Raw genomic sequence first — 21,420 nt, 5'->3', positions numbered from 1 at the left:
AAAATGATAAATTTTTATAGAGGTGAACGAAATGAAGGTAGTAGTTGGATCGAAGAATAAAACGAAAGTTGGAGCTGTGGAGAAGGTTTGGAGTGATGCCGAAATTACGTCTCTTTCTGTTCCTTCAGGGGTAGCAAACCAGCCGTTTTCAGATGAAGAGACGATGCAAGGAGCTGTTAATAGAGCGAAGCGAGCGCTTCAAGAAGGAGAAGCTCAAATTGGTATTGGGCTAGAAGGCGGCGTGATGAAAACGGAGTACGGTTTATTTATGTGTAATTGGGGCGCGCTAGCAACAAGTGATGGTAAAATATTTGTTGCCGGCGGGGCACGTATTACGTTACCGGATGATTTTTTAGCACCTCTTGAAGAGGGCAAGGAGTTAAGTGAAGTGATGGAAGAGTTTGTACAGAGAAAAGATATTCGTAGTCACGAAGGTGCAATCGGTATTTTTACAGATGATTATGTTGATCGCACGGAATTATTTGTACACGTTGTTAAGTTACTTGTTGGGCAATATAAGTATGACGAAAAGCAAGCATAAACCTTGCACCGTGCGCGATGTATGGTAGTATAAAGGAAAGATTATAACATGAAAAAATGCACTCGTTAGAGGAGGAAATATAGATGAAATCATTAGAAAGCATGGAGCAATTCCAACAATTAAAAAATGAAGAGAATGTAGTCTTTATGTTCTCAGCAGAATGGTGCCCAGACTGCCGTTTTGTAGACCCGTTTATGCCAGAAGTAGAAGAGAAATATAGTGATTTCTCATTTTACTATGTAGATCGTGATGAGTTTATTGATCTATGCGTCAAATTAGACGTATTTGGCATTCCGAGCTTTGTAGCGTACAATAAAGGTGAAGAAACAGGTCGCTATGTAAACAAAGATCGTAAAACACAAGAACAAATCGAAGAGTTCATTGAAGGTTTAAAATAAGGCAATTTGCCAATTGAATTGTAAAACAACCTCTACCTTCGCGGGGGAGGTTATTTTTTTGGAAGGGAGGAAAAAGAGATGAAGATGACAAGTAAAAAGATGAAAGACGAGTTAATGAAGAAATTATCTCGCCCGGAATGGGACTTTCAGTATGATAGCGAGAAAGAGGTTCTACGTATAGAACAGAAAGACTCGAAAAAAGGTATTAACGTGTCGCTTCCAGGCGTTGTGGCAAAATGGGAAGTGAATAAAGAAAAAGCAATTGAAGAGGTTGCCTATTACGTACAAGAAGCGTTAATTGCGATGCATAAAGAAGAAAATAGCGCAGCAAAAATTTTACCTGTTATTCGCTCTACTTCTTTCCCGAAACAAGCAGAAGAAGGAAATCCGTTTATTATGACGGATCATACGGCGGAAACACGTATTTACTACGCGCTAGATTCTAATAAAACGTATCGACTAATTGATGAGCGTTTATTACAAAAGTTAGAGCTTACAGAACAACAAGTACGTGAAATGGCATTATTCAATGCTCGCTCATTAGGTTATGAATTTAAGCAGGACACAGTAGCAGGTAATACATTCTACTTTTTAAACACAAATGATGGGTATGATGCGACTCGTATTTTAAACGAATCGTTACTACAATCGATGCGTGAAAAGATTTCTGGTGACATGGTTGTTGCTGTTCCTCACCAAGATGTATTAATTATTGCTGATATCGTCAACGAAATCGGTTATGATATTATTGCACAAATGACAATGAAATTTTTTGCCGAAGGGCATGTTCCGATTACATCACTTTCATTCGTATATGAAGATGGGGACTTTGAACCAATCTTTATTTTAGCGAAGAATCGGAAGAAGACAGATGGAAAAGAGAAAGGATGAACGAAGTGAACGTTTTTTACAACCTTGAAGGAATTGGTGACACTTTAATTGTTGCCTTACAAGATATTACTTTAGAGAACCGTACTTTTGATCGCAAAGGAGATGTTGCTCGCGTATACGATCGTGAAAGCAACGAAACAGCAGGATTCAACATCTTTAATGCATCTTCTTACTTAGAAGTAACAGAAACAGGTAACCTTACATTAACGAAAGAACTTGTAGAAAAAATCAACGAAATTTTAGCGAAGAACGGCTTTGGAGAAACAGTAGAAGCAGATCTTTCTCCAAAATTTGTTGTAGGTTATGTAGCGGAAAAAGAGAAACATCCAAATGCTGATAAGCTAAACATTTGTAAAGTAGAAATCGGTACAGAAACATTACAAATCGTATGTGGCGCACCGAACGTTGATGCAGGACAAAAAGTTGTCGTTGCAAAAATCGGCGCTGTAATGCCAAGCGGTATGTTAATCAAGCCAGCTGAGCTTCGCGGTGTTCCTTCTTCTGGAATGATCTGCTCTGCACGTGAATTAGAGCTTCCAGATGCTCCACAAGAAAAAGGTATTCTTGTATTAGAAGATAGCTTTGAAGTTGGACAAGAGTTTAAATTTTAATTGATGTTAAGAAAAGAGAGGCTGTCCTTTTGGGTGGCCTCTCTTTTTGTTTTTTATTTTTTGTAAATCGATATTCTATGTCGAATCGTTAATATATTTAGAGTTACGATAGATAAATTTGAAAAATCGTTAATATTATGAGGATGTCACCTTTTTCCACAAAATCTATATTGTATTTTATAAACAATCTAGTTAAAATTTAGAAAAATAGAAGGGGATAGACGTATGAAACAACAACTAAAAATCGCAGAACTTCTGAAACGAATTGAAACTTCAAAACAGCAAGATATCGAGTTAGGTTCTTATGAAATCTATTTGTTTAGTGAAAATGAATTAGAAAAAGGACAAATCGGTTATCGATATGATAAACATAAAAATTCATTAATAAGTGAAGAACACGGAAAATGGAAAGAGAAATGGATTGTTATCGGATATGAAACAGATATGGGGGATCCAGTTTTTGTAAATGCGGCTGATGATGCTTATCTAGTTTATACTGCAGAGCGTGGTACAGAAACGTGGCAACCCGTTCATATTGGAAATATGGATGAGATTATAAAACAATTATAAGAAAAACTTTGAGACCGGTGCAAAGTGATGGGAGAAAAACATGAAGTATATAAAAATAATGAGCATGATTGCATTCATTGGCATATATATGGGAGGTTGCTCACAAGAACAACCGAAAAAAGAGACAACATCTTCTATAAAAGAAACAAGCGAAGATAAAAAGAAAGACGCACCGGTAGAAAAACAGCAAGAAGAACAAGAAAAAAAAGAAGAACCGCAAGCAGTTCAAACGAATGAGCAAGTGGAGCAAAAGCAGGAGGAAGTGCCGGCCGAGGAAAAGAAAGAGGAAGCTACGCCAGTGCAGCCAACTGAGCAACCAGTACAAAATAATGAACAAAAAATAGAGAGTAATGAAAAGCAAGGAAAGTTTCTCGTTGTTATTGATCCAGGGCATCAACAAAAAGCAAATTTAAATTTAGAGCCGATTGGGCCAGGAGCAACAACGCAAAAATATAAAGTGACAGATGGTACAACTGGTGTTGTGACGAAAAAAAGAGAGGCTGTCCTTGTATTAGAAATGGCTTTGATATTAAAGGAAAAGTTAGAAACAAAGGGAATACAAGTATTAATGACGAGAACGTCACAAGATGTTGATATGAGTAATAAAGAACGGGCAACATTTGCGAATGATCATAAGGCGAATTTATTTTTACGTCTTCATGCAGATGGTTCTGAAAATCCGAATCAAAGTGGGTTTGCTGTATTAACACCGTCAGAAGGAAGTCCGTATACGAAAGAGATTTATAAGGAAAGTCTTCAAATCTCTCAAACGATAGTAAATAAAATGAGAGAAAATCATCAAGTGAAAGTAAATGGAATTAAATTCAGGGATGATCTTTCTGGATTTAATTGGTCCAAAGTACCTGGTGTACTATTAGAACTTGGGTTTATGTCAAATCCTGAAGAAGATAAGAAATTATCTGACCCGCAGTATATAAATTCTTTATTGCAAAGTGTAACGGATAGTGTAGATGAATATCGGAAGAGTAAAGCTTAAACGCAGTCTTACATGTAAGGGTGCGTTTTTCCATATGAAAACACTCGTAAATTAGAATATTATGGATAAATATGACATGCTTAATTTTACCTGCACTTTTTGCCGAATGCTGATACAATAAAGGATGTTACTATTTAGTAGAAAGAGTGGTAAGCATGTTAGATTGGATGAAAAAGCTGTTTAACAAAGAGGAAGAACAAACAGCGATGAATAAAGAAGTACCAGAACGAATTGAAAGTCAGCCGAAAATTCCTCGTGTAAACCACTACACTGAAGCAAGAGAAGCACAAATGGCAAGTAGGAATGCAGGTAAATGCCGTTTTCCATTAGTACCGGATAATGGGTTCGATGAAGAGGATGTTATAGAAACAGGGCATTTTGAAGAACAACCTGTTCAAGCTGTAACATATGAAAATCAGCCTATTCAAAGAGGAATGAAAGTGGAAAGAAGTAGACGACAGTATGTGGAAAAGGTAGTTTCTACATATGAAGAACCGGAAGTGCAATATGAACCGGAGCGAGAGTCTGTCGTTAAAAAGGCACCTGTATCGTCGCAAGAAAGTAACCGTAGACCATTTCGTCCAACAGAAATGATTTCACCAATTTACGGATATAATCGTCCTTCTGTAGAGAAAAAGGAAGAAAAGCAGGAGGAAGTAAAGGAAAGAGAAGATCTTGAAATATCTGTAGAGGGCAAAGCAGTTGTTGATGCATGGTTAGAGAAAAAAGGGTATACATTATCAGATTTCTCAGAAGGACAAGCAACGTCTTCTTCGCCTAGTCATGAATCAGTTGGTCAACAGGATAAAAAGGAAGAAAAATCAGTTGTTGATCAATGGCTAGAGAAAAACGGTTATGAAATTGAACGCCAAGAGCCTATAGTAGAAGAAAATGAAGTGGTTCAAGAAATGAGTACACCGCAGGAAGTTTCAGCGGATGAATTACTTCATAAAACAGTAGCTGAGCAGATGGAAAGTGCTAAGCTAGAAAAAGATGTAGTGGTGTTAAACGAAAACAATCTACAAGAAGAATTAGTAGCTTCTAAAGTAGAGCACGAGGATACAATATTATCAGAAGAAATTAAACGTAATACAGAAATAGAACAACCTACTATTGAAGTAGAAAAGCAAGATCCAGAAGAATCAGTGATTGTCAAAGCAGAAGAAAAACTTGAAGAAACAATCATTGTGGAAATACCGGAAGTAATTGCGGAAACAGAAGAGTCAGAAGAAGTAGAAGTAATTGCAGAAGCAGAAGCGCCAGAAGAAGTGGAAGTAATTGTGGAAGCAGGAGCACAAGAAGAAGTGGAAGTAATTGCGGAAGCAGAAGAGTCAGAAGAAGTGGAAGTAATTGCGGAAGCAGAAGCGCCAGAAGAAGTGGAAGTAATTGCGGAAACAGAAGAAGTAGAAGAAGCGGAACCTGTAGCACTTGAGAAAATGCAGCAAGAAATGTTGTTAAATGAAGAAATTGAACAAAAGAATGAGTTCATACATGTTGCTGAAGCTGATGAACAAACGAAGAAAGATGTTCAAAGCTTTGCGAATACTTTAATTGCGGAAGAACAACGAGTTGTAGAAGAAGCACCGATTGCAGAAGAAAAATCAGTTGTAGAAGAAGCGTTGATTGCAGAAGAACAACGAGTTGTAGAAGAAGCGCCGATTGTGGAAGAACAACGAGTTGTAGAAGAAGCACCGATTGCGGAAGAACAATCAGTTGTAGAAGAAGCACCGATTGTGGAAGAACAATCAGTTGTAGAAGAAGCGCCGATTGTGGAAGAACAACGAGTTGTAGAAGAAGCGCCGATTGCGGAAGAACAATCAGTTGTAGAAGAAGCGTTGATTGCAGAAGAACAACGAGTTGTAGAAGAAGCGCCGATTGCGGAAAAACAACCAGTTGTACAAAAAGAAGAACCAAAACGTGAGAAAAAGCGTCATGTACCATTTAATGTTGTTATGTTGAAACAAGACAGAACGAGATTAATGGAAAGACATGCGGCTAGAACGAATGCAATGCAAGCTTCTATGAGTGAACGAGTAGAGAAGAAGCCCGTACAACAAGTGGCAGTAGACCCACAAGTGGAAGAGAAACCAGTGCAACAAGTGGCAGTGGACCTACAAGTGGAAGAGAAACCAATGCAACAAGTAGTGGTAGACTCACAAGTGGAAGAGAAACCAATGCAACAAGTAGTGGTAGGCTCACAAGTGGAAGAGAAACCAATGCAACAAGTAGTGGTAGACTCACAAGTGGAAGAGAAACCAATGCAACAAGGGGTAGTAGAACCACAAGTAGAAGAACGCCCAGTGCAGCAAGTAGTGGTGGAACCACAAGTGGAAGAACAACCGATGCAGCAAATGGTAGTGGAACCACAAGTAGAAGAACAACCAATGCAGCAAGTAGTGGTGGAATCACGAGTGGAAGAACAACCAATGCAGCAAGTAGTGGTGGAACCACAAGTGGAAGAAAAGCCAGTGCAGCAAGTGGTAGTAGACTCACAAGTGGAAGAACGTCCAGTACAACAAGTAGTGGTAGAGCAAGTACAAAAGCCAATTTCGAGTACGGAAGTACAAGAGAAAGCATATGTTGTAAATCAAAGAGAGAACGATATGCGAAATGTATTGCAAACACCACCGACATATGCTGTTCCGCCATTAACGTTGTTGTCAATTCCACAGCAAGCAGCGTTAGATAATACGGAATGGTTGGATGAACAGAAAGAATTATTAGATACGACGTTTAATAATTTCCATGTTGGCGCACATGTTATTAATGTGTCGCAAGGTCCGGCAGTAACTCGTTTTGAAGTACAGCCAGATCCAGGTGTGAAAGTAAATAAAATTACAAACTTAAGTGATGATATTAAGTTAAGTTTAGCTGCGAAAGATATTCGTATTGAAGCGCCAATTCCAGGGAAGAGTGCGATCGGAATCGAAGTTCCAAATAAAGAGAGTAAGCCAGTATTTCTTCGTGAAATTTTAAGAAGTCCTGTGTTTACAAAGAGTGAATCACCGCTTACAGTTGCGCTTGGACTTGATATTTCAGGCGATCCGATTGTAACGGATATTCGAAAAATGCCACACGGACTTATTGCGGGTGCAACAGGTTCTGGTAAAAGTGTGTGTATTAACGCAATTTTAACGAGCATTTTATATAAAGCGAAACCGCATGAAGTGAAGTTAATGTTAATCGATCCAAAAATGGTTGAGCTTGCACCATACAATTCTGTCCCACATCTTGTAGCACCTGTTATTACGGATGTAAAAGCAGCGACAGCGGCTTTAAAGTGGGCAGTTGAAGAAATGGAGCGTCGTTATGAATTGTTTGCGCACGCTGGTGCTCGTGATTTAACTCGTTACAATACGATTGTAAGTGGGCGAGAAATTCCAGGAGAGACATTACCTTATATCGTTATTGTCATTGACGAGTTAGCCGACTTAATGATGGTAGCACCTGGTGATGTTGAGGAAGCGATTTGTCGTATTGCGCAAAAAGCACGTGCGTGTGGTATTCATTTATTAGTTGCGACGCAGCGTCCATCTGTAGATGTTATTACAGGTTTAATTAAGTCAAACATTCCAACGCGTATTGCGTTTACAGTATCATCTCAAGTTGATTCGCGTACGATTATCGATATTGGGGGCGCGGAAAAATTACTTGGCCGTGGTGATATGTTATTCTTAGGAAACGGTACGTCTAAACCAGTTCGTGTACAAGGTGTATATGTATCGGATGATGAGATTGAGAAAACAGTTGATCATGTGAGAAAGCAAATGAAGCCGAACTACTTATTTAAGCAAGAGGATTTATTAGCGAAAACAGAACAAGCTGAGTCGGAAGACGAATTGTTCTTTGATGCATGTCAATTTGTTGTAGAACAAGGGGGAGCGTCCACATCTTCTGTACAGCGAAAATTCCGCATCGGTTATAATCGCGCGGCACGTCTCATTGAAGAGATGGAATCGCAAGGGATTATTTCTGAAGGAAGAGGAACGAAACCGAGAGATGTCCTTATTTCTGAGGATGAATTCGCTGCTATGCAGGAAACAAATGTATAGTAAATGGTTTTGCTGTATACTAATAGAAAATGTTGGATAGTAAAGTAGGGAGTAAAGCGACATGAAAGAAATTGAATTAAAATTAAAAGGTGAAATAAATAGACTAACAAATAGAACATTTAAATTTGACGAACGTGTTGGAGAAGGTTGGTTCTCTGCCGTTTACTTTTTAAAAACTAGAGAAATCATTGAAGAATTTCGCCCGAAAAGTGTTGTAACGATGCAATTTTTCCAAAAGGAAAATGCAGTTCTATGCGGAACAGATGAAGTAATTGCATTGCTACAAACATTCGCTAAAAATCCTGAGGAACTTGAAATTAACTCTTTAAAAGATGGCGATAATATTAGTCCATTTGAAACAGTGTTAACAATTCATGGTCCTTATGAAAATTTCGGATTTTTAGAAGGTGTCATTGATGGGATTTTAGCTCGTCGTACATCGGTTGCGACAAACGTATATAACGTTGTCCAAGCTGCACGTAGTGTAGATAAAGAAAAACCAGTTATTTTCATGGGAGACCGTGACGATCATTATACACAACAAGCTGGTGACGGTTATGCAGCATACATCGGAGGTATGAGCGCACAAGCGACGCATGCGATGAATGAATGGTGGGGCAGAAGTGGTATGGGGACAATGCCTCACGCATTAATTCAAATGTTTAATGGTGATGTTGTTGAAGCGGCAAAAGCATATCATAAGAAATTCCCAGAAGATGAATTAGTTGTATTAATTGATTACAATAATGATGTCATTACAGATGCACTTCGCGTAGCGCGTGAATTTGGATCAACATTAAAAGGTGTACGTGTAGATACATCTCGCACAATGATAGATCAATACTTCATTCGCCACCCAGAAGTACTTGGAACATTCGATCCACGTGGTGTAAACCCATCGCTTGTATTTGCACTTCGTAAAGCACTTGATGATGAAGGATTCCAGCATGTAGACATCGTTGTAACTGGTGGATTTGATGAGAAGCGTATTCGTGAATTTGAAGCTCAAAACGTGCCGGTTGATATATACGGGGTAGGAAGTAGCTTATTAAAAATGAATATTGGCTTTACTGGTGATAACGTAGAATTAAATGGAAAACCAGAAGCGAAAGCTGGCCGTAAATATCGTCCGAATCCACGTCTAGAGCGTGTTCAATTAGAAAAAAGAGAAGATATGTAAAAGAGAGAAAAACTGATAGGTGATTGACCCTATCAGTTTTTCTGTTATCATAGTATAGCGGCTTCTTTTTTGCTATAATGGATTTGTTATGGACATAAAAAAGAAGTACGTACGAGTTTATCCTGATAAGTGAAGGGAAGAATAACTTCACTACATCAAAAATGTATGATGATTACCAAAATAAGAAAAGATTCATATACTGTCTTATAGATAGGCCGTTGTATTAGTTCGAAATGTTGGAGGTTCTTTAAGATGACAGTTTACCATTTTGTAGGAATTAAAGGAACAGGAATGAGTTCATTAGCGCAAATTCTTCATGACATGAAGCATACTGTTCAAGGGTCTGATTATGAAAAGCGTTTCTTTACACAAACAGCGTTGGAAAAGCGTAGTATCTCAATCCTTCCTTTTGATAAAAGTAATGTAAAAGAAGGACAAGTGATTATTGCAGGAAATGCATTTCCTGATACGCATGAAGAAATCGTAGCAGCAAAAGAATTAAACATCCCAGTACATCGTTACCATCACTTCTTAGGTGATCTTATGAACCAATACACAAGTGTTGCTGTAACTGGTGCACATGGAAAAACATCAACAACTGGTTTGTTAGCCCATGTAATGCAAGGTGCACACCCTACATCTTACCTTATTGGAGATGGAACAGGGCATGGGGTAGAAAATAGTAAGTATTTTGTATTTGAAGCTTGTGAGTATCGTCGTCATTTCTTGTCTTACAATCCAGACTATGCGATTATGACAAATATTGATTTTGATCATCCGGATTACTTTACAGATATCAATGATGTATTCAGTGCATTCCAAGAGATGGCATTGCAAGTGAAAAAAGGCATTATTGCATGTGGAGATGATGAAGAACTTCAAAAAATTCAAGCGAAAGTACCTGTTATTTTCTATGGATTTGGAGAAGATAATGATTTCCAAGCACGTAACATTCAAAAGAGAACAGATGGTACTATTTTCGATGTATTCGTTCGTAATACGTACTATGACACGTTCAAAATTACAGGATACGGCAACCACAGCGTATTAAATGCATTAGCAGTAATCGCGCTTTGCCATTATGAAAACGTTGATGTAGAAGCAGTTAAGCATCAGCTAACAACTTTTGAAGGCGTAAAACGTCGCTTTAATGAAAAGCCGATGGGAGAGCAAGTTATTATCGATGACTACGCACACCATCCGACAGAAATTAATGCAACGATTGAAGCAGCTCGTCAAAAACATCCAGAGCGTGAAGTTGTCGCTGTATTCCAGCCGCACACATTCTCACGTACAGAAAAGTTCTTAGATGAGTTCGCTGAAAGCCTAAGCAAAGCTGACCAAGTATACTTATGTGATATTTTCGGATCAGCGCGCGAAAACAAAGGTGAATTAACAATCGAAGATCTGCAGAAGCGTATTGACGGTGCAGAACTAATTACAGATACAACAACGGATGTATTAAAGAAACATAAAAACGGCGTTCTAATTTTCATGGGCGCAGGAGACATCCAAAAATTCGAAGCAGCTTACGTAAAAGAAGTTCAAGTTGCAGAGAAGTAATAGAAAAGACGCATAGCTGTGGCTGTGCGTCTTTTTTTGTTGTGTAGTATTGTTGTCGAATTTGGTCGGTAAGTCGATATATTTTAAAAATCGTTGATATATTGAGGGGTATTTTCTAATTATAAGTGTTAGAATAATAAGAAAATTAAAAGGAGCTAAAAACCATGTTTACACTCCGAGTAGACGAAGAAATCGAACTACAACTATTAGAAAAACATCATAAAGAGGAACTATATCAATTAATAAATCAAAACCGTAACCATTTAAGAAGATGGCTTCCTTGGGTAGATGGCATGAAATCTGCTGATGCTTATGATGAGATTTGTCCGATGTGGTTAAAGAAGTTTGCAGAGGGAGACGGTTTTGAAAGTGGTATACGTTATAAAGGAAAGCTCGTTGGGATGGTAGGTATTCATCCAGTAAGTTGGGGGAAGAAAGCAGCGAGTCTTGGGTATTACCTTGCAGAAGATGCTGGCGGGAAAGGTATTATGACGCGTAGCGTGAAGGCTGTACTTCACTATGCATTTGAGAATTTAAAATTAAATAAAATGGAAATTAGATGCGGTGTTGAAAATGTGAAAAGCCGCGCTATTCCAGAGCGTTTAGCGTTTAAGTTAGATGGTATTTTAAGAGATGAAGAATGGTTATATGATCATTTTCACGATATCGCTGTATATAGTTTACTAGCTTCAGAGTGGATAGAGATTCAAGATAAGTAAGAAATGTTATAGGTATATTCTTTAAGAAGGTCATTCAGAAATGGCCTTTTTTTATGAACTAAAATGGAATTAATGGTATAATTTAGGATAGGAGGTGCGTGTATGAATTTTCCAATCCACAGAAGTAAGTCAGTAGTAATTTTTGTTTGTCTCACGTTAGCCTTTATGTTTGTATATCCACTTGTCATGATTGTCACAAATAAATCCCAGTGGATGTCAGCTTTAATTGGGATGGGTTTATGCCTTATTGTAAATGTGCCACTCGTTTGGGAGGTATTTATTAAAAAGCATAAAGTAGAAAATGGTGTATTAAAGTACGGCATTTTAAATGATGATGTTGTATTAAAAGATATAAGAGTTGTTCGTCAAGTTGGAAAATACCTTGAAATTACGACGAATGCATACAAAGTACATATGGTTGCAATGCCGCAAGATAGGAATGAATTTTTGGCGCTTATCGAGAAAGAGAATCCAAATGTAAAAATAGAAATGGTAGGCAAGATATGAAATATGTAAAACCATTGTTTTGTTTGGAAATTTTGTTTGTGCTTGTTGGCTGCACTAAAGTATATACGAAATGGCATCTGCCTTTATATGTTCCGATATTAATTGGTACTATTGCAGTGGCGCTTTTATATTATTTTCATTTTCAGCAAACAAAAAGCGAGAAAAGTAGCTCTATGTAGTTAGGAGGATTAGAAATGAAAAAAGTCCTTATGTTATTTTTACTTTTGCTAACCGCATCCGTTCTTTTAATAGGATGTAGTACGAAGAAGGAAAAGGCAGATATGAACTTAGAAAAGGCACAAAAAGTTGAAATTGAATCACTTACTGATTCAAGTGAGAAAAAAGTAATTACCGATAAGAAAGAAATTGAAAAGCTGTTTGAAGTCATGAAAATGGATAAGTGGGAAATGCAATCGGCTCCTTTAGATACTCCGCAAGGGAAAACATTTACAATGTATCAAGAAGATACACCAAAATTATCGGAGTCGAGTAAAGATAAAAAAGAGTTACATGAAATTGGTGTGATGACAGTATATAAAGATGTCCCGTATGTGGAAGTTGAAATGAAAAATAAGAAAATGAGTTTTAAAGTGCCAGAAGATGTGGCAAAAGAGTTATTAGAGTATTAAAAAAAAACGCTCGGAGAAAATCCCGAGCGTTTTTTTTTTATTTTAAGTTCTCTGGGTTTAAAGCTTCTAGTTCAGGTACAACGAAGCGTCCGTCTTTACGGATTAGTACGTCGTCGAAGTAAATTTCGCCGCCGCCGTATTCAGGACGTTGAATGCATACTAAATCCCAGTGAATGTTCGAGTTGTTGCCGTTCCATGCATCGTCGTAAGCTTGTCCAGGAGTGAAGTGGAAGCTGCCATCGATTTTTTCATCGAATAGGATATCTCCCATTGGATGTAAGATGTATGGGTTTACGCCGATTGCGAACTCACCAACGTAGCGTGCGCCTTCATCTGTATCGAAGATTTTGTTAATGCGTTCTGTATCGTTTGCAGTTGCTTCAACAATTTGGCCGTTCTCAAACTTAAGTTGTACATTTTCAAATGTATAACCGTTGTAAGGAGATGGTGTGTTGTAAGAAACCGTACCGTTAACAGAATCACGAACTGGTGCAGAGTATACTTCACCGTCTGGAATGTTTAAATGACCTGAGCATTTAATAGCTGGAATGTCTTTAATAGAGAATGTTAAGTCAGTTCCAGGACCAGTTAAGCGAACTTTATCTGTTTTATTCATTAATGTAACAAGGCTATCCATCGCCTTATCCATTTTACCGTAATCTAAGTTACAAACTTCGAAGTAGAAATCTTCGAAAGCTTCTGTGCTCATTTTAGCAAGCTGCGCCATAGAAGCATTTGGGTAGCGAAGAACAACCCAGCGTGTTTTTGGAACGCGGATGTCTCTATGAACTTTCTTACCAACTGTTTGAGCGTGAATTTGCATTCTTTCACTTGGCACGTCAGCTTGTTCGTTAATGTTATCGCCAGAGCGAAGACCGATATAAGCGTCCATATCTTTCATTACGCTTGCTTCATACGCAGCGATTTGTTCGAAATGTTCTTCAGTAGCACCCATTAATAAAGAGCGATCTACTTGATGATCTTTTAAAGAAACGAATGGGAAACCACCAGCTGCATATGCTTCTTTTACAAGTGCAGTTACAAGTTCTTTTTGTAAGCCAAAGTTTTCAATTAATACTTTTTCACCTTTTTGTAAGCGGATAGAGTAGTTAATTAAATTGTATGCTAACTTTTCAATGCGTGGATCTTTCATATGTAAAGCCTCCCTACTAATTATGTATCCTCCCCTATTGTAACCTACTTAGTGGAATTTGTTGAATCATTTATGTTAAAGTTGACGAATAAGTATGAAAATTCTAATGAAAAGATAGGGATTAGAACGAAACGGAAAATGATTGTATAATAGGGGAAAGTATGAAAAAGATAAAGGAAGTGATGAAATGCAAGTTCTTTTATATGTAAGTGCAGCTATTATCGCGGTTGCTTTCGCTGTATTAGTAGTGTATGTATGCAGAACGTTGTTATCGGTTCAGAAGACGTTAGAAAACGTTGCAAGCACGTTAGAAGGTTTAGAAAAGCAAATGCAAGGGATTAGCGTAGAGACGGAGCAATTATTACATAAAACAAATGCGTTAGCTGATGACATCCAACAGAAATCACAATCATTAAATAAAGTGGTATCGGGTGTAGATGGAATTGGAACGACAATCCATTCTTTAAATACGAAACTTCGTAATGTATCAGAGTCTGTTACGGACGAAATTGAAAATAATGCAGATAAAGTAGCGCAAGTTGTACAGTGGAGTAGCGCAGCAATTGAAGTATACAATCATTATCGTTCGACAAGACAAGAGAAAAAGGTTGAAAAAGAAGAGCGTAAACTAGAAAGACTTGAGAAGAAAGCTGAAAAGAAAGAGAAGCGTTCTAGACTTCGTATGAGAGGTGAATCGTGATGAATATGACAAAAGTTGAAACAATTGAAGAGCTTGAAGTACTAGTAGAAAAAAACGAACCTTATGTTCTTTTTAAACATAGTACGACATGCCCGATTAGTCATGGTGCCTATACAGAATTCCAAGCTTATTGTAGTGAAGAAAGAGCGGTACCAGCGTATTACTTATACGTACAAGATGCGAGAGATGTTTCGAATCGTGTTGCAGAACAGTACAGCATTAAACATGAATCTCCGCAAGTTTTATACATAAAAGATGGGATGGTAGTATGGAATACATCTCATTGGAATATTAAAAAAGATGCTTTAGAAGAGAATATTAAATAAAAAGAAGCAAGCGAAAGGTGCTTGCTTCTTTTTTTTGTTTTTGTTGAAATATATTTAATGGTAAACTGTTAATAGTTCAAACTAAATAACTAGATTGTTGAAAGTAGGTTTTAAGTAATGAAGAAAATGGCATTATCTTTCGCGGTCGTAAGTCTATTACTAGGAGCTTGTAGTAATGATACGATTAGTAAGAAGGATGAAGTTATACAGAAAGATACGAAAGAAAAAAGCATGATCCCGAGAACTGCTGTTTCTAAAGATTATTATAGAACTGTAATCCCTTTAAAAGAACAAAAGGTTATAAATACAGCTAATATAAAAACAAATTCTAAATTAGATTTAGCAGAGTATGAAAATGGTTTAATGAATATTGCAAAAGAGCAATTTGATACAGAAAATCATGTGCTTCAATTAAATCAGTATATTCCTGAGAAGTTAGTTGATGAACTAGTCGCCAAAGTAGAAGCACCCGTTTTGACAAATATTATAGAACAAGACTATTTCGGGAAGCAGAATTCAAACGAACTAAGTTTATCTGGTGTTATGATTGGTTTAGCTATGTCTTCAAGCGTATCGAATGAAGAAGCAATGTCTAAGGGGACCGAAGTTGCCAAGCAACTTATTGAAGCTATTCATAAAAATGACAAGTATAATAAATCCCCAATTACGTTTGCTATCTTTAAGCAAGAAAGTACAAGTTCTTTAAAAAATGGTACGTATATTGCTAGTGCTACCGTTCAAAAAAATGATACGAATCTTGGAAATTGGAATACGATTGAAGAAAAAGCGTATTCATATCCTTCTGATGAATTTACACAAGCACATGGAGAAGATAATACAAAAATAAATAAATTTGCTGAGGCAATGAAAGGTTTTTCTCCTGGAGACTTTATCCCAGTAAATGCTAAGGTTTCTTATAAGAAAGATCAAATGGATACATTAAATATGAATATTGTTATTAAATATAACGGTAAAACAGAATTAATGGCCCTTACCCAACTGGCTGCTCAAAGTATGTTAGAACAATTACCGAAAGGTGCAAAAGTGCAATTACAGATAAAGTCCGAGAATAAAATCGAGGCAATTGTTATAAAAGAGAAAAACAGCGATAAACCGTTTGTTTCCTTCTTGTAAAAAAAGACAGTGTTTAAACTGTCTTTTTTTATTTTAAATGAAAGTGTACGTTGTTTGTTGAGAGGGGATTTGAAAATCGTATATATATCAGCTATAAAGTAACATATAAGAATTTGAAAGAGCGCCGCGTTATACGCGTCATATTTCCGCTGTGCCGATTTTAAAGAAAGAAACCTATTTACCCCTGGCGTTGTCGATATAACGCATTCTACAGGACGCCGTGATCTTCTATTGTCAGTTGTGAAGTACTTCCAGATCCAGCGCATCAAATGACTATCATTGTCGATTCTTGTTGGTAAGTCGATATATTTGGAAAATCGCTGGTATATTTCGAGCTGCGATCGATATATTAAAAAAATCGCCGATATAAATTTCATTTACTATCTTACTGCTTAAAATAAGGTTTCTACTTATGAAACATCTATATTTTTACAAAAAATGCCCTTTTTTTTATAAAAAATACGAAAATACGAGAAAAGAAGCGAATTTTTTCGAAACTTTTGCGGGAAAATATTGTATGAGCCTGCGTTTTTATCGTATCATTAGTAAAAGGAAGAACTCGGGACGATTGGTGGCATCTGCAAATAGAGTTGATGTCTTTTTTTCATTCAAGTAACCGATACATAAAAATAGATAACAAAAATAGAAGGAGTGTGCGATGAGATGAACGTAACAATCTATGATGTAGCGCGCGAAGCGAACGTTTCAATGGCTACCGTATCACGCGTTGTGAACGGTAACCCAAATGTAAAGCCTACAACAAGAAAGAAAGTATTAGAAGCAATTGATCGTTTAGGATACCGCCCAAATGCGGTAGCACGTGGACTAGCAAGTAAGAAGACAACTACAGTAGGTGTTATTATTCCTGATATCTCAAATACATTTTATGCAGAACTTGCTCGTGGAATTGAAGATATCGCAACGATGTACAAATATAACATCATTTTAAGTAACTCTGACCAAAACAAAGAGAAAGAGTTCCATTTATTAAATACGATGCTTGGAAAACAAGTAGACGGAATTGTTTTCATGGGTGAAGATATTACAGATATTCACATTGAAGAATTCAAAAAGTCTCCAGTACCAATCGTATTAGCAGCGTCATTTGATGAGCAAAATGAAACGCCATCAGTAAATATCGATTATACACAAGCAGCTTACGACGCAATGAAGCACTTTATTGAGCAAGGACATAAGCGTATCGGTTTCGTCTCTGGTCCTTTCATTGATAAAGCGGGAAGCGCGAAGAAGTTACAAGGTTATAAACAAGCTCTAGAAGAAGTAGGTATTTCATATGATGAAAATCTTGTAATCGATGGAGATTACACATATGATTCAGGTATCGAAGCTTTCGAAAAGCTTTGGAGCAGTGATGAGAAGCCAACAGCGATCTTCGTATCTTCTGACGAAATGGCACTAGGTGTAATTCATGCAGCACAAGACGCTGGATTAAACGTACCAACTGATGTAGAAGTACTTGGTTTCGATAATACACGCCTTGCATTAATGGTACGTCCACAGCTTTCAACAGTTGTACAACCAATGTATGATATCGGTGCAGTAGCAATGCGTCTATTAACAAAGTATATGAACAAAGAAAAAGTGGAAGATCACACTGTTATCTTACCTCATCGTATCCAATTTAGAGATTCAACGAAGTAAGTATAAAAAAGCTCACAGCATTTGCTGTGAGCTTTTATTCATATTCAGGGTAGTATGCTTTTACTACGGTATCTACCGTTTCATTTTTCTTAACGTGTAAAAATCTTGCGTACAATTCTTTTCCCGTTTCAAATGGTGTATCGTCTAATTCAAACACATGCAATACTTTTCGAAACGTCCACGTTACTTGCTCACCGTACATATTATCGTACGATTCTTCAGGGTGTATAGCTATCTTTTCACCTAATTCGTGAGCTTCCTCTATACTGTTTGCTTTAACAAGAATAATACTTTCTTCAAAAAGTGTATCGTGACTCTCTTCATAATGCTCATCAATTTTCGTAGGATCAGGCTCACCAGAATGAACAGATTCAAACAATAATTTTACAGCGTACATTTGGGAAATCTCCTTATGCCGAATGTTTCATTTTATAAACAATACTTGCTACAAGTGAAGCTGGTATTGTAAAGACGTTACTTTGATGATAGAGTATTTGGGATTCTTCATAAGACATGTTGTCATATAGTTCGTTTTGTGAGGCATTCATTTTCTTCTGTTTTTCTTTGAGCATCTTCATATAGTTATACTGTATTGGGACGAGAATGATGAAATAGGCTAATACGATTAGTGAAATCCAAATCATTATGAACACTCCCTTATAAAGAATATTTGTATATGATAATTATATCAATTAATGGAAAAAATAACCATTTTTAATTGGGGGCTAATTTTCTTCTAGAAATGCGAACAGTTCCTCTTGGTTGCTTAAATTGCAATCAATACATGTTTGTGCAATACATTTTAACCCTTGTAATAATGCCTCTATGTGCAAAGTATCGTACTGAATTGTATTTCCCTCTATCATCGTTTCGTCTTTTTCTAAGTTCATTGATATTTTTAGTACAGCTTTATTGCTTTGTAGATTTACAACTTCGATATAAAAAAACTGTTTGTTTAAGTCAATCGTAACATAATCGAATCGTTCGACTAACTCTAAATCCCCTACAGTAGTATATTCCAAATGAACCACTCCTCATTGTGTAAGTGTATGTTGTAATGCTTTCGCTACAGTTGGGGGTATTCCTTGTTATATGTCACATAAGTGCAAATTCAACTATTATAGGGCAATGTCATGTATAATAGAAAGAAAAGGTTTGTGAGGGGGGAGAAAAGATGATCGTTCTTTGGATAATTACGCTTTGTATGACTGCTATTTTTGCATATATGACGTTAAAACAAAATGGCTTAAAGCGATTTGTTCCAGGAAGTATTCTTGCAGGAATTGCCCTTATCACGTATGTAATTTCTATTTTTATTGAAAGTGTATCAGTGGATATGAGCACAAGTTTAATGTTTATGGGTATTACACTATTTGCAGGTAGTATTATGGTACTTATGGTTGCTGGTATTATTTTATTTATTCATATGAATTCGGAAACGTTATAGTATATAGAAAAGGCATGTCCCCTCGGGACATGCCTTTTTATCCGTTCAATTATGCTCTATCTTTAGAAGAATTTTGTTGTTTTAATAAGTCGCGAATTTCGCCAAGAAGTTCTTCTTCTTTTGTTGGTTCTGGAATTTCTTCCTCTTTTTCTTCTTCTCTTTTAGATGTTAGTTTGTTGAATACTTTAACAAACATAAAGATAGCCGCTGCAATAATTAAGAAATCAAAAATAGTTTGGATGAAGTTACCATACATAATAGATGACTTACCAAATGTAATTTTTAAATCTGTAAAGTCAACGCCACCTAATACCATACCAAGTAATGGTGTGATGATATCTTTTACTAAAGAACTAACGATTTTACCGAATGCAGCACCGATTACAACCCCGACAGCTAAATCGATTACATTCCCTTTGAATGCGAATTTTTTAAACTCGTTCCACATGTGTTAATCCCATCCTCTCCACGATTCATTATGAAATTTATAATTCCTATCAACATATTCTATAGAAATTTGCGAGAGAAATAAAGGGGAAATGGGAATGAAAGTAAATTCTGAAAAATGTATCCGTTTTAATTTTTATTTACATCATCTAGTAAAGATTGCAACAGTTGCTGCGTTTTTAATCCTTCCAAACCATCTACTAATGGCTTTGTATCTCCGTGTACACAGTCAATAAAATGATGAACAGCATCTTCAAAACCGCGCTGTTTTAACGTCGTATCCCATGATGGTGAACCGCTTTGTGAAACAGAGTTTTCCTCTTCAACTTCAAATGTATTCATATTTTTTACACGAATGATTTTCCCTGTCGTTACAAGTTCAATTTGTTCTAAATTTGTACCGGCATGGCGGTGCATCGCTGTAGAAAGTAACAGTCCACTTGGAGTTGTATATGTATGATGTCCGTAAAGAAGTTCATTCTTTTCATTGATTTGCATCATATTGTGAACGACGTTAAGGTCATCATTAGCTAACCAGCGAGCAGTATCTACAATATGTAAGTAATCATCTAACATCGTAAAGTCGTACGTATATGGCCCGACTTTATTTGAACGGTGTTTTTCAATTCGAATCCACGAAATATCATGAGCTTGCTCTTTTGCCGCAACGTACATAGGAACGAAGCGGCGGTTAAATCCGACCATTAACTTTCGATTGTACTGTTCGCTCAATTCGACTAGTTTCTCAGCTTGTTCCACTGTAGCAGCTAACGGCTTATCTACATAAACATCGATTCCTTTTTTCAGAAGTTCAGAAACAATCTCATAATGCGTAGCAGTTGAACTATGAACGAAGATTGCATCACATTCTGAAGCTAACGTTTCAATAGAATGAAAGTCTTGAATACGGTATTGCTGGCAAACTTGTTTCCTTTTCTCCGCGTTAGGTGTAAACGCCCCTACAAAATTCCAATCTGTTTCTTTTGTAAGTGTTGGAAGATAGGCTTTTTGTGCAATACTTCCAAGTCCAATCATCCCAATTTTAGGTTTGTTCATTCTTATTCCCACCCTATTAATATTGATGTAACGGCTTAAATGTAGCATAGGGCGGGGGAGGAAGGCAAAAATTAGCTTTTACTTATGTCCTTCTAACAAAATCTTCTCTATCTCTTTAAAGTTATGAGCGCGAGCGTGCTCTAGCGGGGTAACCCCATCGTTGTCTGGAATATTTACATCTGCACCGTGTTCAATAAGAAGGCGAATGACTTGTTGTTGTGTTTCATTTCCGTTACTTAGTACGATGGCTTCCATTAAAGCTGTCCATCCGAGGTTATTTACATGGTTTACATCGATATTTGTTCGTGTGAGGAGTTCTTTTATAATATTAATATAGCCATGTTCTGAGGCTGGAATAAGAGCTGTACCGCCGTATCGATTCGTAAGCGTTGGATCAGCCCCAGCATCAATCGTTAGTTTTAAAATATCCAAGTAACCCTCAGCACCAGCGTAAAGAAAGGGATTGTTTTGCATATCATCTTGGATATTTACGTCGGCCCCCGCATCGATAAGCGCTTTGGCGGTTTTTACATCATTTTTGTATGTAGCAATCATAAGAGGAGTACGTCCTTTATTGTCTGTTATATTTATGTCAGCCCCTTTTTTGAGTAACGATATAACAGTATTCGTTTCTTGTTTCTCAGTAGCTGTTAGTAGCGCGGTCTCCATGTTTGTCATCTCCTTTTTAACTTCTTGTTCTTGCGAGCATCCTTGCAAAAAAATTACACAACATATCATGCTTAATGTTTTTTTGAACATGGAATCTCAACCTCCTAATTTCAACTGTAAAATAAGAACATTAAATTTTTATAAACTGACGCTAAAATTACTATAAAA

At 36.9% G+C, this 21,420-nt stretch carries 25 protein-coding genes and 1 pseudogene; 19 read left to right on the top strand and 7 right to left on the bottom strand.

Annotated features, from left to right (window positions below; genetic code table 11):
• The first annotated feature begins 31 nt into the window (after positions 1-31).
• The 13 genes from V7S50_RS08185 (at position 32) to V7S50_RS08125 (ending at position 12,658) form a co-directional block, all read left to right on the top strand.
• On the top strand, positions 32-541 hold the full coding sequence (locus V7S50_RS08185) for a DUF84 family protein (protein ID WP_242252636.1): 510 nt from the start codon (positions 32-34) through the stop codon (positions 539-541).
• A gap of 83 nt (positions 542-624) precedes the next feature.
• Positions 625-939 carry a thioredoxin family protein gene (locus tag V7S50_RS08180; RefSeq protein ID WP_000838193.1) on the top strand — a complete coding sequence of 105 codons (315 nt, stop codon included), beginning with the start codon at positions 625-627 and terminating at the stop codon, positions 937-939.
• A gap of 78 nt (positions 940-1,017) precedes the next feature.
• Entirely contained in the window at positions 1,018-1,830 is an 813-nt protein-coding gene (locus V7S50_RS08175) for a DUF1444 domain-containing protein (protein ID WP_000784600.1), read from the top strand.
• Entirely contained in the window at positions 1,827-2,441 is a 615-nt protein-coding gene (ytpR, locus tag V7S50_RS08170; protein WP_242252450.1) for a YtpR family tRNA-binding protein, read from the top strand. The genes V7S50_RS08175 and ytpR overlap by 4 nt, the downstream gene beginning before the upstream one ends.
• 225 nt (positions 2,442-2,666) lie before the next feature.
• A complete protein-coding gene (locus tag V7S50_RS08165; RefSeq protein ID WP_242252451.1) occupies positions 2,667-3,011 on the top strand; it encodes a thiamine transporter in 345 nt (114 codons plus the stop codon).
• 40 nt (positions 3,012-3,051) lie between these two features.
• Positions 3,052-4,008, top strand: coding sequence for an N-acetylmuramoyl-L-alanine amidase (locus V7S50_RS08160; protein ID WP_242252453.1), 957 nt, complete (start codon positions 3,052-3,054; stop codon positions 4,006-4,008).
• A gap of 155 nt (positions 4,009-4,163) precedes the next feature.
• Complete coding sequence (locus V7S50_RS08155) at positions 4,164-8,060, top strand: DNA translocase FtsK (RefSeq protein WP_242252455.1); 3,897 nt, start codon at positions 4,164-4,166, stop codon at positions 8,058-8,060.
• Between the two features lie 61 nt (positions 8,061-8,121).
• The gene (locus V7S50_RS08150; protein WP_063222453.1) at positions 8,122-9,240 is read left to right on the top strand and encodes a nicotinate phosphoribosyltransferase; all 1,119 of its coding nucleotides are present in this window, start codon (positions 8,122-8,124) and stop codon (positions 9,238-9,240) included.
• 252 nt (positions 9,241-9,492) lie between these two features.
• Positions 9,493-10,803, top strand: a complete 1,311-nt coding sequence (murC, locus tag V7S50_RS08145) for a UDP-N-acetylmuramate--L-alanine ligase (RefSeq protein WP_060632578.1) — start codon at positions 9,493-9,495, stop codon at positions 10,801-10,803.
• Positions 10,804-10,967: 164 nt separating this feature from the next.
• Positions 10,968-11,522, top strand: a complete 555-nt coding sequence (locus V7S50_RS08140) for a GNAT family N-acetyltransferase (RefSeq protein ID WP_242252456.1) — start codon at positions 10,968-10,970, stop codon at positions 11,520-11,522.
• 102 nt (positions 11,523-11,624) lie between these two features.
• Positions 11,625-12,029 (top strand): PH domain-containing protein, encoded by a 405-nt coding sequence (locus tag V7S50_RS08135; protein ID WP_242252457.1) that lies wholly within the window; start codon positions 11,625-11,627, stop codon positions 12,027-12,029.
• Positions 12,026-12,208, top strand: coding sequence for a hypothetical protein (locus V7S50_RS08130; protein WP_242252458.1), 183 nt, complete (start codon positions 12,026-12,028; stop codon positions 12,206-12,208). Before V7S50_RS08135 ends, V7S50_RS08130 begins: the two co-directional genes overlap by 4 nt.
• A gap of 15 nt (positions 12,209-12,223) precedes the next feature.
• Positions 12,224-12,658 (top strand): hypothetical protein, encoded by a 435-nt coding sequence (locus V7S50_RS08125; RefSeq protein ID WP_242252459.1) that lies wholly within the window; start codon positions 12,224-12,226, stop codon positions 12,656-12,658.
• A gap of 37 nt (positions 12,659-12,695) precedes the next feature.
• On the opposite strand, the gene V7S50_RS08120 is transcribed toward V7S50_RS08125, so the two are convergent.
• Positions 12,696-13,811 carry an aminopeptidase gene (locus V7S50_RS08120; protein ID WP_242252460.1) on the bottom strand — a complete coding sequence of 372 codons (1,116 nt, stop codon included), beginning with the start codon at positions 13,809-13,811 and terminating at the stop codon, positions 12,696-12,698.
• 187 nt (positions 13,812-13,998) lie between these two features.
• Between V7S50_RS08120 and V7S50_RS08115 the strand changes: the two genes are divergently transcribed.
• From V7S50_RS08115 to ccpA, 5 genes and pseudogenes are all read left to right on the top strand, one after another.
• Positions 13,999-14,511: a DUF948 domain-containing protein gene (locus V7S50_RS08115; protein WP_080468442.1), complete on the top strand. Its 513-nt coding sequence runs from the start codon at positions 13,999-14,001 to the stop codon at positions 14,509-14,511.
• Positions 14,511-14,837 (top strand): bacillithiol system redox-active protein YtxJ, encoded by a 327-nt coding sequence (gene ytxJ, locus V7S50_RS08110; RefSeq protein ID WP_001057490.1) that lies wholly within the window; start codon positions 14,511-14,513, stop codon positions 14,835-14,837. The genes V7S50_RS08115 and ytxJ overlap by 1 nt, the downstream gene beginning before the upstream one ends.
• 117 nt (positions 14,838-14,954) lie before the next feature.
• On the top strand, positions 14,955-15,971 hold the full coding sequence (locus V7S50_RS08105) for a CamS family sex pheromone protein (RefSeq protein ID WP_242252461.1): 1,017 nt from the start codon (positions 14,955-14,957) through the stop codon (positions 15,969-15,971).
• A 112-nt stretch (positions 15,972-16,083) separates the two neighbouring features.
• Positions 16,084-16,217: pseudogene (locus tag V7S50_RS34035) on the top strand (bifunctional 3-deoxy-7-phosphoheptulonate synthase/chorismate mutase); the annotation flags it as partial.
• A 417-nt stretch (positions 16,218-16,634) separates the two neighbouring features.
• Positions 16,635-17,633, top strand: coding sequence for a catabolite control protein A (gene ccpA / locus V7S50_RS08100; RefSeq protein ID WP_242252462.1), 999 nt, complete (start codon positions 16,635-16,637; stop codon positions 17,631-17,633).
• A gap of 34 nt (positions 17,634-17,667) precedes the next feature.
• On the opposite strand, the gene V7S50_RS08095 is transcribed toward ccpA, so the two are convergent.
• From V7S50_RS08095 to dhp61, 3 genes are all read right to left on the bottom strand, one after another.
• Positions 17,668-18,030 carry a DUF4288 domain-containing protein gene (locus tag V7S50_RS08095; RefSeq protein ID WP_242252463.1) on the bottom strand — a complete coding sequence of 121 codons (363 nt, stop codon included), beginning with the start codon at positions 18,028-18,030 and terminating at the stop codon, positions 17,668-17,670.
• 13 nt (positions 18,031-18,043) lie between these two features.
• A complete protein-coding gene (locus tag V7S50_RS08090; RefSeq protein WP_242252464.1) occupies positions 18,044-18,277 on the bottom strand; it encodes a DUF3949 domain-containing protein in 234 nt (77 codons plus the stop codon).
• 81 nt (positions 18,278-18,358) lie between these two features.
• Entirely contained in the window at positions 18,359-18,655 is a 297-nt protein-coding gene (gene dhp61 / locus V7S50_RS08085) for a protein Dhp61 (protein ID WP_242252465.1), read from the bottom strand.
• Between the two features lie 152 nt (positions 18,656-18,807).
• On the opposite strand from dhp61, the gene V7S50_RS08080 reads away from it, so the two are divergent.
• Positions 18,808-19,080, top strand: coding sequence for a DUF3917 domain-containing protein (locus V7S50_RS08080; RefSeq protein WP_000636592.1), 273 nt, complete (start codon positions 18,808-18,810; stop codon positions 19,078-19,080).
• Positions 19,081-19,129: 49 nt separating this feature from the next.
• On the opposite strand, the gene mscL is transcribed toward V7S50_RS08080, so the two are convergent.
• From mscL to V7S50_RS08065, 3 genes are all read right to left on the bottom strand, one after another.
• A complete protein-coding gene (gene mscL, locus V7S50_RS08075; RefSeq protein ID WP_000267001.1) occupies positions 19,130-19,528 on the bottom strand; it encodes a large-conductance mechanosensitive channel protein MscL in 399 nt (132 codons plus the stop codon).
• A 128-nt stretch (positions 19,529-19,656) separates the two neighbouring features.
• Positions 19,657-20,583, bottom strand: coding sequence for a Gfo/Idh/MocA family protein (locus V7S50_RS08070; RefSeq protein WP_242252466.1), 927 nt, complete (start codon positions 20,581-20,583; stop codon positions 19,657-19,659).
• Positions 20,584-20,661: 78 nt separating this feature from the next.
• A complete protein-coding gene (locus V7S50_RS08065; protein WP_242252468.1) occupies positions 20,662-21,342 on the bottom strand; it encodes an ankyrin repeat domain-containing protein in 681 nt (226 codons plus the stop codon).
• Positions 21,343-21,420 lie beyond the last annotated feature (78 nt).

The sequence above is a fragment of the Bacillus sp. CCNWLW194 genome (assembly GCF_037120585.1).
Taxonomy (GTDB): Bacteria; Bacillota; Bacilli; order Bacillales; family Bacillaceae_G; genus Bacillus_A; species Bacillus_A basilensis.
This window is presented reverse-complemented; position numbering and strand designations above follow the sequence as displayed.

Excerpts from the sequence above, each read along its gene's own strand:
- V7S50_RS08185 (WP_242252636.1), top strand. The coding sequence starts at position 32 with ATGAAGGTAGTAGTTGGATCGAAGAATAAAACGAAAGTTGGAGCTGTG.
- V7S50_RS08180 (WP_000838193.1), top strand. The coding sequence starts at position 625 with ATGAAATCATTAGAAAGCATGGAGCAATTCCAACAATTAAAAAATGAA.
- V7S50_RS08175 (WP_000784600.1), top strand. The coding sequence starts at position 1,018 with ATGAAGATGACAAGTAAAAAGATGAAAGACGAGTTAATGAAGAAATTA.
- ytpR (WP_242252450.1), top strand. The coding sequence starts at position 1,827 with ATGAACGAAGTGAACGTTTTTTACAACCTTGAAGGAATTGGTGACACT.
- V7S50_RS08165 (WP_242252451.1), top strand. The coding sequence starts at position 2,667 with ATGAAACAACAACTAAAAATCGCAGAACTTCTGAAACGAATTGAAACT.
- V7S50_RS08160 (WP_242252453.1), top strand. The coding sequence starts at position 3,052 with ATGAAGTATATAAAAATAATGAGCATGATTGCATTCATTGGCATATAT.
- V7S50_RS08155 (WP_242252455.1), top strand. The coding sequence starts at position 4,164 with ATGTTAGATTGGATGAAAAAGCTGTTTAACAAAGAGGAAGAACAAACA.
- V7S50_RS08150 (WP_063222453.1), top strand. The coding sequence starts at position 8,122 with ATGAAAGAAATTGAATTAAAATTAAAAGGTGAAATAAATAGACTAACA.
- murC (WP_060632578.1), top strand. The coding sequence starts at position 9,493 with ATGACAGTTTACCATTTTGTAGGAATTAAAGGAACAGGAATGAGTTCA.
- V7S50_RS08140 (WP_242252456.1), top strand. The coding sequence starts at position 10,968 with ATGTTTACACTCCGAGTAGACGAAGAAATCGAACTACAACTATTAGAA.
- V7S50_RS08135 (WP_242252457.1), top strand. The coding sequence starts at position 11,625 with ATGAATTTTCCAATCCACAGAAGTAAGTCAGTAGTAATTTTTGTTTGT.
- V7S50_RS08130 (WP_242252458.1), top strand. The coding sequence starts at position 12,026 with ATGAAATATGTAAAACCATTGTTTTGTTTGGAAATTTTGTTTGTGCTT.
- V7S50_RS08125 (WP_242252459.1), top strand. The coding sequence starts at position 12,224 with ATGAAAAAAGTCCTTATGTTATTTTTACTTTTGCTAACCGCATCCGTT.
- V7S50_RS08120 (WP_242252460.1), bottom strand. The coding sequence starts at position 13,811 with ATGAAAGATCCACGCATTGAAAAGTTAGCATACAATTTAATTAACTAC.
- V7S50_RS08115 (WP_080468442.1), top strand. The coding sequence starts at position 13,999 with ATGCAAGTTCTTTTATATGTAAGTGCAGCTATTATCGCGGTTGCTTTC.
- ytxJ (WP_001057490.1), top strand. The coding sequence starts at position 14,511 with ATGAATATGACAAAAGTTGAAACAATTGAAGAGCTTGAAGTACTAGTA.
- V7S50_RS08105 (WP_242252461.1), top strand. The coding sequence starts at position 14,955 with ATGAAGAAAATGGCATTATCTTTCGCGGTCGTAAGTCTATTACTAGGA.
- ccpA (WP_242252462.1), top strand. The coding sequence starts at position 16,635 with ATGAACGTAACAATCTATGATGTAGCGCGCGAAGCGAACGTTTCAATG.
- V7S50_RS08095 (WP_242252463.1), bottom strand. The coding sequence starts at position 18,030 with ATGTACGCTGTAAAATTATTGTTTGAATCTGTTCATTCTGGTGAGCCT.
- V7S50_RS08090 (WP_242252464.1), bottom strand. The coding sequence starts at position 18,277 with ATGATTTGGATTTCACTAATCGTATTAGCCTATTTCATCATTCTCGTC.
- V7S50_RS08080 (WP_000636592.1), top strand. The coding sequence starts at position 18,808 with ATGATCGTTCTTTGGATAATTACGCTTTGTATGACTGCTATTTTTGCA.
- mscL (WP_000267001.1), bottom strand. The coding sequence starts at position 19,528 with ATGTGGAACGAGTTTAAAAAATTCGCATTCAAAGGGAATGTAATCGAT.
- V7S50_RS08070 (WP_242252466.1), bottom strand. The coding sequence starts at position 20,583 with ATGAACAAACCTAAAATTGGGATGATTGGACTTGGAAGTATTGCACAA.
- V7S50_RS08065 (WP_242252468.1), bottom strand. The coding sequence starts at position 21,342 with ATGTTCAAAAAAACATTAAGCATGATATGTTGTGTAATTTTTTTGCAA.